At 40.2% G+C, this 14320-nt stretch carries 16 protein-coding genes; 13 read left to right on the forward strand and 3 right to left on the reverse strand.

The window, feature by feature from the left end:
- The 5 genes from QXL17_01805 to QXL17_01825 all read left to right on the forward strand — a co-directional run.
- Positions 1–571: transposase family protein (locus QXL17_01805; protein MEM4257871.1), on the forward strand; the 571-nt coding region annotated here is incomplete at its 5' end.
- 70 nt (positions 572–641) lie between these two features.
- A complete protein-coding gene (locus QXL17_01810; GenBank protein MEM4257872.1) occupies positions 642–1664 on the forward strand; it encodes a C25 family cysteine peptidase in 1023 nt (340 codons plus the stop codon).
- Positions 1665–1762: 98 nt separating this feature from the next.
- Positions 1763–2083: a hypothetical protein gene (locus QXL17_01815; GenBank protein MEM4257873.1), complete on the forward strand. Its 321-nt coding sequence runs from the start codon at positions 1763–1765 to the stop codon at positions 2081–2083.
- Positions 2084–2228: 145 nt separating this feature from the next.
- Positions 2229–3218, forward strand: a complete 990-nt coding sequence (locus QXL17_01820; GenBank protein MEM4257874.1) for a PKD domain-containing protein — start codon at positions 2229–2231, stop codon at positions 3216–3218.
- A gap of 86 nt (positions 3219–3304) precedes the next feature.
- A complete protein-coding gene (locus QXL17_01825) occupies positions 3305–4654 on the forward strand; it encodes an aminopeptidase (protein MEM4257875.1) in 1350 nt (449 codons plus the stop codon).
- A gap of 10 nt (positions 4655–4664) precedes the next feature.
- On the opposite strand, the gene QXL17_01830 is transcribed toward QXL17_01825, so the two are convergent.
- A complete protein-coding gene (locus QXL17_01830; protein MEM4257876.1) occupies positions 4665–6311 on the reverse strand; it encodes a radical SAM protein in 1647 nt (548 codons plus the stop codon).
- Between the two features lie 20 nt (positions 6312–6331).
- On the reverse strand, positions 6332–6649 hold the full coding sequence (locus QXL17_01835; protein ID MEM4257877.1) for a hypothetical protein: 318 nt from the start codon (positions 6647–6649) through the stop codon (positions 6332–6334).
- A gap of 302 nt (positions 6650–6951) precedes the next feature.
- On the opposite strand from QXL17_01835, the gene QXL17_01840 reads away from it, so the two are divergent.
- The 3 genes from QXL17_01840 (at position 6952) to QXL17_01850 (ending at position 9622) form a co-directional block, all read left to right on the forward strand.
- Positions 6952–7908: a transcription initiation factor IIB gene (locus tag QXL17_01840; protein ID MEM4257878.1), complete on the forward strand. Its 957-nt coding sequence runs from the start codon at positions 6952–6954 to the stop codon at positions 7906–7908.
- 30 nt (positions 7909–7938) lie between these two features.
- On the forward strand, positions 7939–8541 hold the full coding sequence (locus tag QXL17_01845; GenBank protein ID MEM4257879.1) for an RlmE family RNA methyltransferase: 603 nt from the start codon (positions 7939–7941) through the stop codon (positions 8539–8541).
- 115 nt (positions 8542–8656) lie between these two features.
- Entirely contained in the window at positions 8657–9622 is a 966-nt protein-coding gene (locus QXL17_01850) for a polyprenyl synthetase family protein (GenBank protein ID MEM4257880.1), read from the forward strand.
- A gap of 17 nt (positions 9623–9639) precedes the next feature.
- Here the strand turns inward: QXL17_01850 and QXL17_01855 are convergent, their stop codons facing one another.
- Positions 9640–10302, reverse strand: coding sequence for a fibrillarin-like rRNA/tRNA 2'-O-methyltransferase (locus QXL17_01855; GenBank protein ID MEM4257881.1), 663 nt, complete (start codon positions 10300–10302; stop codon positions 9640–9642).
- A gap of 90 nt (positions 10303–10392) precedes the next feature.
- On the opposite strand from QXL17_01855, the gene gcvT reads away from it, so the two are divergent.
- The 5 genes from gcvT to QXL17_01880 all read left to right on the forward strand — a co-directional run bounded on the left by gcvT (position 10393) and on the right by QXL17_01880 (position 14318).
- Positions 10393–11499, forward strand: coding sequence for a glycine cleavage system aminomethyltransferase GcvT (gene gcvT, locus QXL17_01860; GenBank protein MEM4257882.1), 1107 nt, complete (start codon positions 10393–10395; stop codon positions 11497–11499).
- 52 nt (positions 11500–11551) lie between these two features.
- Positions 11552–11935, forward strand: a complete 384-nt coding sequence (gcvH, locus tag QXL17_01865; protein MEM4257883.1) for a glycine cleavage system protein GcvH — start codon at positions 11552–11554, stop codon at positions 11933–11935.
- 115 nt (positions 11936–12050) lie between these two features.
- Positions 12051–13010, forward strand: a complete 960-nt coding sequence (artA, locus tag QXL17_01870) for an archaeosortase A (GenBank protein ID MEM4257884.1) — start codon at positions 12051–12053, stop codon at positions 13008–13010.
- Positions 13007–13654, forward strand: a complete 648-nt coding sequence (locus QXL17_01875) for a phosphatidylserine decarboxylase (protein ID MEM4257885.1) — start codon at positions 13007–13009, stop codon at positions 13652–13654. The genes artA and QXL17_01875 overlap by 4 nt, the downstream gene beginning before the upstream one ends.
- Positions 13635–14318, forward strand: coding sequence for a CDP-alcohol phosphatidyltransferase family protein (locus QXL17_01880; GenBank protein MEM4257886.1), 684 nt, complete (start codon positions 13635–13637; stop codon positions 14316–14318). Before QXL17_01875 ends, QXL17_01880 begins: the two co-directional genes overlap by 20 nt.
- Positions 14319–14320 lie beyond the last annotated feature (2 nt).

Raw genomic sequence — 14320 nt, forward strand, 5'->3', positions numbered from 1 at the left:
GACCGTGCATCATCAGATGTTTCAGAGGATTGATGCCGAGGTTGAGGAGAAACGATACAAGTGGTTCTGTGAAACCTTGGTGATGATGAAGAATGTTGGACTGGTGAAACTGGTGGTTTTGAAGCGGAGAAAAAACTACTACTCTGGGAAGAAAAAGAAACATATGGTGAAGACGCAGATCATGGTCAACAAAAAAGGACTGATCCTGCATAAAACCAAACACAAGAACGGAAAGAAACACGATTATGATCTGTTCAAGAAAACCGGTCCGCCACCACTACCACCGAAGGTCGAACTCGGTGTTGACCTCGGTTATTACGGAATTGAAACAGACTACCCATTGTTGAATGTGAATATTCCATTTAAAAAACCAAAGAAAAAAGAGCTCACCAAACAGGAGAAACGATACAACAAAAAACAGAGGAAAGCACGGGTGATCGTGGAACACACCATCGGCAGGATGAAAAAGTTCCGTATCATGGGGCAAGAATTTAGAAACAGACTCACACGATACGATCGTATGACGTCTATCGTCTGTGGTCTAGTGAATTTTACCATACAACCAGAGTAAAAAATAGTAAATCGGGAGGTTAAAAGAGAGTAGTTATTCTTGTTTTACAATTACGCAAAAGGTCTATTATATTAAACAAGCTGTAGAAACCTGGGGTATCACGTATGTCCTTCTTGTTGGTAGTGGTGTGAAAGGCTCTGAGAAGTTCCCGGTTCGAAACACATGGGTTCCAACGCAAGGGTATGAAGAGTATTTCCCCTCAGATTTGTACTATGCTGATCTGTACAATGCTGCGCTTGATTTTTCAAGCTGGGATAGTAACGGAAACCATCGATATGGTGAGTTTCCCTATGATACTAATGCGGTGGATCTGTATCCTGATGTGTATCTCGGACGGTTAGCCTGTCATGATCTTGCTGAGGTGAAAACAGTGGTTCAAAAAATTATTAGTTACTCCACAAAAAATACGATGACGAACAAAATAGTTCAGATGGGCGGTGATACGTTTCCAGGAGATGCTGAAAACATCAATGAGGGCGAGTATTGTAACGAACGTGTCATGGAAAAACTTCCAGGTTATACGACAACCCAGTTATGGGGTTCAAATGGGAAACTAACCAAGATGAACTGCATTCTTGCGTTTTATCAGAATGCTGATTTTGTTGATTTTTCTGGTCATGGGAGTTATGCAAGCTGGGCAACACATCCACCAGGTGATGACTCAGTCTGGATTCCCCAAGGATATCGATGGAATGGTTTTCTCTTTATTGATGCGACGTGGATGTATAATTTCTACAAACTCCCGGTGGTAGTTTTTAATGCATGTTCATGCAGTAAGTTTTCAGAAACTGCAAATTGTCTGAGTTGGTCATTGGTTCAAAAAAAGATGGGTGGCGCTATTGCTACCTATGGTGCGTCTGGTATTGGATATGGAAGTTACGGAAGTAGTGAAGATGATCGACTTTTTGGATGGATGGAAGTGCATCTGTTCGAAGGATTGTACAAAGATAAAATTCTTGGAAAAGTATGGGGTGAATGCATCACTGCATATACCACAGCATTTATCGCAGGTGGTGGACAGGTTTTTGATGCTGATTATAAAACCGTTGAAGAGATGACATTGCTTGGAGATCCTTCTTTGGTAATTCAGTAACCCTTTTTTTCATTTTTTTGATTTTTATCAACGGAGAAAGTATTAAATACCAACTGCGCATTCTATGTGTTAACAATTAACCCGGAGGTGATTTGTTTTTGGAAGAACGACCAAAAACTAAATTTGAAATTACTAGTGTCGCAGAAAAAGAAATTGATCTTCTGAGCAGACACATTGAGATTTTAAAAACTGTACAAGAGCATGGACCGATTGGCATCATCCGCCTCTCCCAGGTAACCGGCCAACCCCAACATATGGTCAGATACTCTTTACGGACACTCGAACAGAGTGGTGCGATACGGCCATCACCACAAGGAGCAGTTGTGACTGATTCAGTTCATGAAACGTTGGGAACGTTGCAATCAACCATGGAAAGTATGATTACAACAATGACTGAAATAAAAAAGAAACTCCAATAACTCCTTCTTTTTTTTCTTGATGAGTGCATTCGTCGATGCCACGATCCTCAGACGATGAGCAATATTTTTAAATAGCATAAGCCAATAAAGGCATCACAATATCATTGCGCTGCCTAAGTAGGAAAAATAAAAGGGAGATTGAGATATGAAAGTAGAGAAAATTATCACCAGCATACTTATGACATGTCTTTGTTGTTTGAGTTTGATACTGCCATCGGTGACTGCATTAGAAGTGATCCAAGATGGTCCAAACGATGTTGTAACCATTAATTATATGACTGAAGAAAGTAAACTTGTGACCACCCATCCTGATATCCAAGTGAAAAATATCGATATCAAAACAGTGACCTATGATCAACTTGGTACACGGGCAACAGTCACACTTTCAGTGTATGGACGTATCGAAAATCGGGGAAACATTGCAAATACACTTGAAAATGTTGATGATCTTTCCAGTCTTAATTTTAACTACGTTCAATATGGGGTCACTGTCATTACCTCTGATGATTCCTATCAACTTATTTATATTAATCAAAAAGCACAAGTAATCTATTCTGACTCAGAGATCATCAATTTAACATCTGCTGATTTTTCAGTGAATAATGATCTATTAACAATATCATTTAATTTGCGTTCAGATACTGAGACCTACGATTCACTTGAAGTTGAAGTTCTTTTTATCAAGATGAATCTAACAAGTTTTGATGATTTCGATATGGATGAACTCGATGAAACGGCGTTTGTTTATCTTGTTGACACGGCGCCTAATGCTCCACTTGAGGCAATTGCGGAGGCAACGAATATTGCTGAGGCAGGAAAACCGGTGCAATTTAATGCGACAGCAGTTCCATTTTCTGGGCTTCCACCGTATACGTATCATTGGGATTTCGGCGATGGAGAAACAGCAACGGAACAAAACCCGATTCATATCTATAAACAACCAGGCTCCTATAACTATACCTTAACAATTACTGATAGTTCAACGCCGCAACAGTCAGCAACCGACACAGGAACAATCAAAATCACAGGTGCAACAACTGAAGGAACTCCGAATAATCTCTTGATTTTCCTTGCTGCTATAATAATCATTGCCTTGATTGGTATCGCGATTATTATCTATATCCTCAGACGATAACACAAATCTTTTTTTCCAGTATTTTGATTGTTCGGTATCTTTTTATGGTTCTAGTTGATGCCTTTTTTGTATTTTGAGGAGTTCAAATGAGTGAAAAAGAAAGTAGATATGCGTTGAAAAAAAAATCGGCATGGGAGATCTTTACTAAAGAACAGATTAAAAAATCATTTGATTTCGCTGAAGGATATAAACATTTTTTGCAGACTGCAAAAACAGAACGGGAAGTCATCTCATATATCGTTGATGCTGCACGACAACAGAAAAAACACTGTATCGTGAATCGAGAAAAAGAAGCAGCAGTTGTCGTTCCAGGGACCACGTCGATTTCTGAAGGGATACGGTTAATCATCGCACATATTGATTCCCCACGACTTGATTTAAAACAAAACCCACTCTTTGAAGATGGCGATAGTAATCTTGCATTGTTTGAAACCCACTATTATGGTGGTATCAAGAACTTTCAATGGGTGGTAATACCACTTGCATTACATGGTATTGTGATTCGAAAGGATAAAAAAAAGGTGTTGTTTAAACTCGGAGAAGACCCTCAAGATCCAGTTTTTGCTGTTCCTGATCTTCTCCCGCATCTCTCGCATGACGTTCAAGATACGAAAAAGCTAGATGAGGCAATTAAAGGAGAAAGTCTTGATATCGTTATCGGGAGTAAACCGATTCTTGGACAAGGCAAGGAAAAAATCAAAACCGCACTTCTTGAAAAATTACATGAAGATTACGGTATGACTGAGGAAGATTTTGTCTCAGCTGAACTTGAAGCAGTTCCAGCGTTTCAACCTCGAGATGTTGGTTTTGACCGTTCGTTGATTGGCGGTTATGGCCAGGATGATCGTGTCTGTGCATATACTGCATTACGAGCAATACTTGATGTGGACAAAACTCCTTATACTTCAGTTGCTTTATTTGTTGATAAAGAAGAAATCGGCAGCGAGGGAAATGTCACTGCACAGGTGATACCATTTCTCCGTTCAATTATAAAAAGTCTTGATTCAACCGTTGATGTTGATGCTGTGATGTTGAAATCAAAAGTTATTTCAGCTGATGTCAACGCTGCGGTAACCCCAAATTATACTGATGTTTTTGAATTAAAGAATGCTTCATCACTAGGCAATGGCGTGGTGATGTCAAAATATACTGGCCATGGCGGTAAATATGCTGCTCATGACGCCTCTGCAGAGTACGTCGCTGAAATCCGAAACCTGTTAAATACCTATAAGATCCCCTGGCAGACTGGAGAGCTCGGTAAGGTTGACAAAGGTGGCGGCGGAACTGTTGCTAAGTTTTTCGCCCGGCTTGGTATGGAGGTGCTTGACCTAGGACCAGCAGTGCTTTCCATGCATTCCCCGTATGAGATTACCAGTAAAGTTGATGTCTATGCTGCGTATCTTGCATATCGAGCGTTTTTTATGCATCCTCACTAACAAGATATTTTTATGATAGCGGCGGGATGAGCTCCTGATTTTCATCGTCAAATGATTCAAGTGTCAGCTCTTTTTGAACGCAGTAGTTTGGATCACATGGTTTTTCAATTTTATGGTTTAACGGGAACCCTGCGAGATGCATCATGGGATGTGTTGCTTTTTTACCATGTTTCCAGCGGTAGTACAACCAATGACTGAAGAAGAACACCGGGCTTAACGCCCATTTTTTCTCTGGAGCCCAGAAGTCGATGTTGTTTTTCCAGCAACGAGCTAGAACTTCCCATTGAAGGTCGGTGAGGTTATTGAGATTGGTTCTATGGCAATGTCCAAGCACTGCGTCTTTGAGCGGGATGAACAAAACCGGTGTGTAAAACATTTTTGCATTATGCGCTCGGAGATCATCAATAAGGTTGAGTGTTGCGATAACATCTTCGTCAGTTTCTTCTGGCTGCCCGGTCATAATTGTGCAGAGCGGCCACCAGTCATAATCATTGAGCAGACCGATCCCTTGAACGACAAGTTCGGGCCAATTGTCGACGCTGTAGGGAAGTGCTTTTCCTTTCATGTATTTTTGCATGAGTCGAACACTTCCAGTTTCAATACCGATTTCAACCGAAACAAAAGGTTGTTTGTAAGTACTGTTCTTCTTTGGTGTCCATCGTGTTTTTTCTAAAAGAATTGGCGTCAGTTCCTCGAGGAGTTTTTTATCATAAATGATCGGTGCAAGTGACGCATGCGACAGAAGGATATATTCGACGCCAGGATACTGTGCAATAGTTTTGTATAGTTTAACGACTGCATCTCGATTTGGAATGAATCCTTTTTTTGATTTATAGAGAAAGATATCTTCGGTCACGGTAAAGATTGATTGTGCACCATCTCTGATATTAATTGCTACTTCTTTCATGATGTGATCTAGCGGAAAAGAGTATTTTGTTCGCATGGTTGGGCTACAGAATTGACATCCTCGTCCGCACCCACGGGTAATCTCAACCATACCGTAGCATGCACCATGTCGAATAAGTGGAATTTTTTTTCGATCTGGTTTTTGTGCTTTAAAATAGGATGGTGTTGGCTCGTTGTTGAGCACTTTTTTAAAAAGGGTGACAAGTTCTTCTTCTCCTTCACCGTCAAAGAGCAGATCGATTCGAAGTTGTTCTTGCATGTTGGTTTCACTGATCTGCCACGATCCTGCACCACCGACGATGATTTTTGGTTTGTATTTTTGTATTGCTGGATGGTTAATTAGTTTTTTAAACTCAAGAGAATTGAGGGCTTCTCCACCAAATCCAATAAGTGAGTTGTACGTTGTTGAGACATAGGCAAGCCCCATTGGATCCATGGAGGATATTCCTACAATTTTTGTATCCTTCCCAATAAATTTGTCCAGATGATCATAGTGGGCTACGACAACATTTTCTTCACCGAATGCTTCCACAAGCATTGCTTCGACTTTTCGGAGACCATAAATCGTTCGTTTTGCAGTACCATCTGGATTATGTTCAAGTTTTGTTAGGTATTCTCGAAGTGCGAGCCCTGAGATTTTATGGGGAAAGGTGCAGATAAATGCTTGAAAGGGGTTGTTGTCAAATTCATTTGCTTCAACGCGTGATGCGGTGAGCACGATTTGATATCCATCTTTTTTCTCTGATATCATAGTGTAGATCAACTCCTTTTTTATTCTTGTTGAATGACTGCCTTAAACACAGGGTCTTTGATGGTATCTTGGATATTTCTAAGAAACTCATTCCATGAGAGCGTGTTGTGTACCCATCGGATCATCTCTTTTTTATGAAGTGAGAGTATTTTGAGAAATCCCTGCCAAGTGTATCCTTCTGCTTTGAGTGGTTGTGACCAGCCACCATCATTCCAGAGATAACTGGGGAGGCGGTTGCCAAACCAAAGGATGAGACTATCGACATCCCAGCTTTTTTTCTGGTATTCAGCAGATTGCTGTTTAAACATTACTGGTTCTGGTGGTATTGAGAGATTCATACAACGGGGTCCCCCATGTGGTATGTATATGGGACTTGGTATTATGATGATGTATAAAAATATTACAGGTACTGTGGCTTTGCATCTTTAATCAGAAGCAGAATAAAAGGGCAGAATTGGGATTAAAAGTGCAAAACGCATTAAAAATGCGAAGCCAGATCCCCAATCAAAAATAAAACCATAGCTTCTCTCTAGAGTATTTAAAAAAACCATTAGCAAAAAGTATATATAGAAGTGACATCATAGGCCTTAAAAGCATATCGAAAAGTATTAAACCATGGACGAATGGGGGCCGAGTGCTTATGGTTCAAATTCAATCAAAAAAGAAAAAAGATAAACGGCAAAGTATTGAAGAAATCGTTCAATGTCCTGAATGTAACAGTACCCATCTAAGTAAAGATTATACCAGAGCAGAACTTGTCTGCGAAGACTGCGGGTTAGTCATTGATGAAGATTTCATTGATCATGGGCCGGAATGGCGTGCGTTTGACAGTGATCAGCGAGAAAAACGTGCTCGTGTTGGCGCACCGATGACGTATACTATCCATGATAAAGGTCTTTCAACGATGATCGGTTGGAAAAATCGAGATTCCTACGGTAAGTCAATTCCAACACGGAATCGTGCGCAGCTGTACCGTCTCAGAAAATGGCAACGTCGTATCCGCATCAGCGATGCTACTGAGCGGAATCTTGCTTTTGCGTTATCTGAACTTGATCGTATGGCGTCAGGGATGGGTCTTCCGCGTACCGTTCGAGAAACCGCTGCGATGATTTATCGGAAGGCAGTGTTAAAAAATTTAATCCGCGGGCGGAGTATTGAAGGGGTATCTGCATCTGCACTTTATGCCGCATGTCGACAATGCAACGTACCTCGGACTCTAGATGAAATTGCTGCATCGTCACGAGTCTCTCGAAAAGAAATTGGGCGGACATATCGTTTTATCGCTCGTGAACTTGGATTAAAACTCATGCCGACGTCACCGCAGGATTATATCTCTCGATTCTGTAGCGAGTTAAAACTATCTGGTGATGTTCAAGCAAAAGCAATTGAAATCCTAAAAGATGCTGCTGATAAAGAACTAACCAGTGGTCGAGGGCCAACCGGTGTTGCTGCTGCTTCGATCTATATTGCATCAATTCTCTGTGGTGAGCGCCGAACACAAAGAGAGGTTGCTGATGTTGCCGGCGTAACCGAGGTAACCATTCGGAATCGATACAAAGAGCTTGCTGAACGACTTGACATCGACATCATTCTTTAAATCAATCTTTTTTATCTTTTCTCAGGAATTATGACGCGTTGGTATTGCGAGAAAAAAAAAGAGTTTTACTATAACGAAGCTAAACGAGTTGGATATCGTGCTCGTTCTGCGTTTAAACTCCAGCAGATCAATAATCGCTTTCATATTATCTCTCCTGGTGATCTTGTTGTTGATCTCGGTGCAGCACCAGGAGGTTGGAGCCAAGTTGCATCAGAACTTGTTGGAAGCAGTGGAAAAGTGATTAGCGTTGATATCTCGATGATGAAATCACTTGAACATGTTACCTTTATCCAAGGTGATATTACTGATCCGGTAACGGTTCAAGCAATTCTTGATGAAATGCGCGGTTCGCGAGCACATGTTGTTATTTCAGATATGGCACCAGATATTTCTGGGAACTATTCGGTTGATCAGGCTCGAAGCGTTTGGCTGTGTGAGCATGCGTTTCAGGTAGCTGAAAAAATCTTGAAAGCAAAAGGTCATTTTGTTTGTAAAATCTTTGAAGGAGCTGATACCCCTGCTTTTTTTGAAACAGTCAAACACCGTTTTCAGCTGGTCAAGAAATTTTCTCCAGATGCTTCACGGAAAAGTAGCTCAGAGGTATATATTATTGCTCGTTCGTATAAGGGCTAAGCCTGCTGCCGATGTTTTTTAGCAAGGTTTTATGAATAGGATCCATAGAAGAGTATATTATATAGAAATTGATATCAAGGTCGTTTCCGATTTAAGACAGATCAGTTTGGTTGATATGATGTATGAGCAATCAGTGACTCTGGAGACGTTTCTTCGTAAATCATTGGAAGATATCGAACGGAAGATATCAGAAATTATTAATGATGAAAAAATCCTTTTCAATCTGAAAGGTGGTAAACGGTTACGACCGTTACTTGCATCGATAGCTTTTAAAGCATGTACCAAAGGTGAAGAGTCGTCTGATGTGTATGAGCGTTTTCTTGAAGGGTGTGTCGGTATTGAGCTTGCTCATGGTGCCTCATTAATTCATGACGATATTATTGATGGTGATAGATATCGTCGTGGTGAACCTGCTTTTTATGTTACTGCTGGTTTAGATAATGCAATACTCATCGGTCATAAGATGCTGGTCCTTGGTTTTGATATGGCGTTACGACATGGTGAACGGTTTGCTAGATTGTATCTTAATGCATGGCAGGGAACACTTGATGGTCAGCTCAGCGAGGTGAATTTCAACAGTAAAGAGTTAAACAATGGTCAGATTTCAGCTGATTCAAAGTTTTTCCAAATCTATAGTAGAATTATTGATTTGAAAACTGCAACGTTATTTTCCTCAGGATGTAAGGCAGCAGCTTTATGGGCGCAGTCATCAGATTCGGTTGCAGAAGTGTTAGGTGGATACGGTCGTGAAGTTGGATTTGCGTATCAGCTTGCTGATGATCTTGTTGATTTGACGAAAGGTGAAATGATCGATAGTGTGGTGCTTCCACTTTTGTCTCGTTTGGATAAAAAAACAATTAAAAATGGTTCATTGCGTGCCCGATCAATTAAGAAAAAATTAGAAAAAAATTCACCGGAAATTCAAAGATTGTATCTCAGTGAAATTCAAAAACATCTTGCAAAAGCGCAAGAATATTGTTCGTCGTCGCTTATCCCTGAGAATCATTATAAAAATTTTTTACGACAGGCACCATCGTACATTATTAATAAAATGCTCGAAGAAATTAATATGAAAATTTAATGATGACAAGGGTTAGATTACTTTCTTGATACGAGCAGTGCTGCATGATCTTTTTCAAAAGGAGCTAACTCGATTTTTTGATGGACAATTAGATCATCCTTTTTTAGGATGTTTATTACCTGTTCATAGGCCTGTTTTGGTTTTAAAGCAACATCGATACTTCGTGCTTTTACCATAAGAAGTGCTCGTCCATCAGGTTTTAGATATCTCTTGATATTTGTAATGAAGATTTCTGCTTGGTTCCGCTGGCTGATGTCTTGGTAGATGAGATCAACTGGAGATACATAAGGGCTATAGCGGTCAGGATGAAAAGCATCTTCAAGGATGGGAATAATGTTGGTTCGTTTTTCACAAACCGTGAGCAGCTTTGTTGCTGCAATCGGTGAATATTCCACGGCATAGATGATTCCATGAGTGATAATATCGGAGAGATGACTCACGGTTGTACCTGTTGCTGCACCGAGATATAAAACCGATGTTGTTGGTGTAAGATCAAGAACTAATCCTTTTTGTAATGCTGCAGCAAGTTTACTTCGATAGGGATTCCATGAACGATATTCGACATCATCAACGGTGACGAGCCGCTCATTATACACTTTCATACCGTGACACTGGGGGGGATTCACCGTAAACAAGCGGTCTTTTTCCTGATATACTCCTTTGATTTTTGTTTCCTTCATACTCTGGAGGGTATACCGATACAATGTGATAAATATTTTTTCGAAACGTTAAATTAGGTGTTCTCGATACGGTGTAACGGGGTTTTTCCTATGGCATTGCGGTCACCGTTGTATACCGTGCAACAAAAACTTGGTGCGCAGTTCACTGAATTTGCAGGTTTTGAGATGCCGGTACAGTATTCATCGATTCGTGAGGAACATATGGCAGTTCGAAGACATGTTGGTTTGTTCGATGTGTCTCATATGAGTAATATTTGGATTTCAGGGAAAGATGCTGAATCATTGATCAGTATGACAACAGTTGAAGATGCAACAAAAATCCCAGATCAAAAAAGCCAGTATACCGTGATCCTACGTGAGGATGGAACCATTATTGATGATACGATTTTTATGCATCTGGATGATCGATATATGATGATTCCAAACGCAGGAATGAATACGATTGTAGCAACCTGGTTACAGGAACAGGCAAAAAAACATAAGTATCAGGTGAAAATCGAAGATGTTTCAAGGAACTATGCGATTCTTGCGATTCAAGGCCCAAAAGCTCGGCAAACCCTTCAGAAACTGACTGATGTGTCGTTGGATACTCTGAAACCGTTTGACTGTCAATACGCTGATGTTGACAAGGTATCCTGTATTCTTTCATATACCGGATATACTGGAGAAGCTGGTTTTGAACTGCAGATTTCACCTGTGAAAAAAGCAGAAAAAGTATTCAAAACAATTCTTTCTTCCGGTGATGAGTTCGGTATTAAACCTGTTGGTCTTGGAGCTCGAGATACCCTTAGGTTAGAGAAATGTTTCATGCTTGCAGGTAATGAGTTTGCAGGAGGACGAACGCCGCTTGAAGCAACACTTGGCTGGACGATTAAATGGGATCATGAGTTCATCGGTAAAGAATCATTACTCAAGCAGAAAGAAAAAAATGATTTTCCGAGGATGACGTGTCTTCGATGTACTGAAAAAGGTATTCCGCGTCACGGTTGTGATATATATAAAGACGGTCGAAAAGTTGGTATTGTGACGAGTGGAACACTATCACCCTGTTTAAACACAGGTATCGCGATGGGGTATGTGGCAAAGGAGTTTCGTGAACCAGGAACAACGCTCGATATTATTGTTCGCGATAAACCGATACATGCTGTTGTGGTCAAACCACCGTTTGTACCAAAAGACTGGGCTGAGCATACCTAAAACAAATATTTATATGAGGTATTGAAAATAACTAGAGAGGTGTGAAAGAGTTATGGGACATGAAGTACGAGATGATTTGAAATACACACAAACCCATGAATGGGTAAAGATTCAAGGAAAAAAAGCTATTGTCGGTATCACCGATCATGCGCAATCTGAGCTCACCGATATTGTTTTTGTGGAGCTTCCAAGTGTTGGAAAAGAAGTAAAAAAAGGTGACGAGTTGTGTGTAGTTGAATCGGTTAAATCGGTATCAGAAATTTATGCACCCGTAAGTGGAAAGGTTGTCGCTGTGAATAAAAATCTTGAGGACTCCCCAGATAAAATCAATAGCAGTCCCTATGATCAGGGTTGGCTTGTTGAACTGGAAATCAAAGACACAAAAGAAGTAGACAGTTTACTGAATGCAGCAGCATATGCAAAACTTATGAAATAATACCTTCATCGTTTCTTCTTTCTTTGAATTGTCTTAACGTTCGGGTTGTTCTTTTTCTTACATAAGTGTCTTAAACCATCGTCGTATTTTAGAGACGAGCAGGTCTGAGGAAATCATGAGAAAATCGTGTTGTGTCTCTTCTAACTTGTTTGCCTTGATTTTTTTCCTACTTCCGACAGGTATGCTGTGTCTTGGTTTTGTGGTTTTTCCGTATCCTGCTTCGCCAGAGTCCAATCCTCTCTTGTATGTTCCTCTTTTTGGTGGTTTGCTCCTGCTGGGATGTGGTTATTTCTGGAAAGAACCATCTTGTGCAAGTGTCCTTAAAATCCTAGGGTGGACTGCTTTTATGATGTTTTGGGCGTTCCTTCCAAGTTTTTTATATTATTCTGAGGATGGAGATATTTTTAATGCCGTGGTTTGTATTGTTGGCGTGTATTTCTTGATGTATGTCGCATATCATGAATGGGTGTCCATACGGCAAAAACAGTATCCTTCATGTTTGAATTGGCTTGCTGGAGGTACCTTTATTGCAGGACTGATTTATTTTATGTTTGATTCAAGCATCATCCCTTTTTTTAAAAAAGGTTTAATTGAACTGGTTGCGCAGCAGAGCGCTCACCTTATGAATCTTTTTGGATTGCATGCAACCATTAATCCAAACTATCCAAGTGTCATACTTTATCAAAACACATCGATAAGTATTATTTTTGCATGTACTGCGATTCAATCGATGGTTCTTTTTATCGGGATGCTTGGTGCTTTGTCAATCGCACCACTTCAACGCAGGTTACTTGGTATCGTTATCACTGTTGTCCCGATATATTTTTTGAATCTATTGAGAAATGCCTCGGTGATTTTTCTCGTTGGTAACAATATTACAGATTTTCATCTTGCTCATAATGTTATCGCAAAAGCTGGTTCATTGATCGCTTTGGTTGTTCTTCTCTTCATCACCTTTAAAATTACTCCTCAGCTCTATGACGAGATCATGAATATACTCAGGCTGCCGAAAAGGCAAGGGCCTGTTGAGAATTTTTTTAAGATTGTTTGGAGTAGACGTAAGGAGAAGATATGATGAAGATTGCGAAAGGTGGTTTTAGAACAATTTTCTATACAGAACTGTGTTGCCTGCTCTGTATCCTTGGGGCTTTTTTCGTTGAAAATCTCCTGAGAATGGTTTTTATTTTTTTTGCAGCAGTGCTCTTATTGCTTGTTTTCCTTCTTTTTGTCTTTTTTAGAGATCCTGAGCGAAAAACTGGTGATGGTATTGTTGCAGTTGCTGATGGCATCATTCGTGATATTGTTGAACGACATGATCCTGATATCGGTGATTGTATCCTGATTTCAACGTTTTTAAATATTCATAATGTTCATGTTACCCGCATTCCTCTTGAAGGAACTGTAATTGATATTCGATATTGTCAAGGATCACATATTCCGGCGTTTAAAAAAGAATCAGAGCGAAATGAACAAATGACACTATTACTTCAAACATCAATTGGTGTGCTGAAAATCGTTCTGATTGCTGGCACAGTTGCACGTCGTATCATGGTGTATGTTCAACATCATGATGCATTGCAGAAAGGACAACGTTTCGGTTTGATAAAATTTGGTTCACGGGTCGATGTTTTTTTACCTCGAGATAAGATTAACGTCTGCGTTCAGAAAAAAGATACGGTCAAAGCAGGGGTTGACAAACTTGCAGATATTAAAGGATAATATACTTGGACGTGCCGATATCATTACACTTCTGAATGCATCGTGTGGTTTTCTCTCCCTTATTATGCTTTTTGCTGATCACCTCCGCCTTTCTATTTCTTTGATTTTTATTGCTGTTCTTGCCGATGGTTGTGATGGTATAGTTGCGCGGCGTTTTGGGAAAAGTAGTATCGGTGAATACTTAGAAGCTATGGCTGATATGGCATCGCTTTCAATTGCACCACTCGCGGTTGTTTTATACCTGTATTACCCTGTTACGGTTCATTCATTTGTTCTGTTTTTCCTTTTGCTGGGTGTTTGCGTGCTGGTTTTTATCGCCTGTGTTCTTCGTTTGGCAATGTTCCATTTATGGAAAGATACAACTCTTTTTCACGGACTTCCAGCCTCTGCAAGTATGCTTTTTATTCTTGGGTTCTGTCTGTTGCAGATCCAACCAGAAATTATGATAGGTATTCTTTGTATTCTTGCAGCTGCATTGGTATCTCCGATCCGTTTTCCAAAACCAGGGCCTGTTACCAATGGTGCGGCAGCACTGTTACTCCTCGGCGTTCTCATCGTATATACTGCGTATCATAATCTGATGATTTTTTTGTTACTTGGTGCACTCTTTATCTATACTTTTGGCGGGCCGATTCTTGTTGTTTATGGAAAAAAACTGGTATGATC

It is taken from the genome of Candidatus Thermoplasmatota archaeon, assembly GCA_038884455.1.
GTDB lineage: Archaea > Thermoplasmatota > E2 > DHVEG-1 > DHVEG-1 > JAWABU01.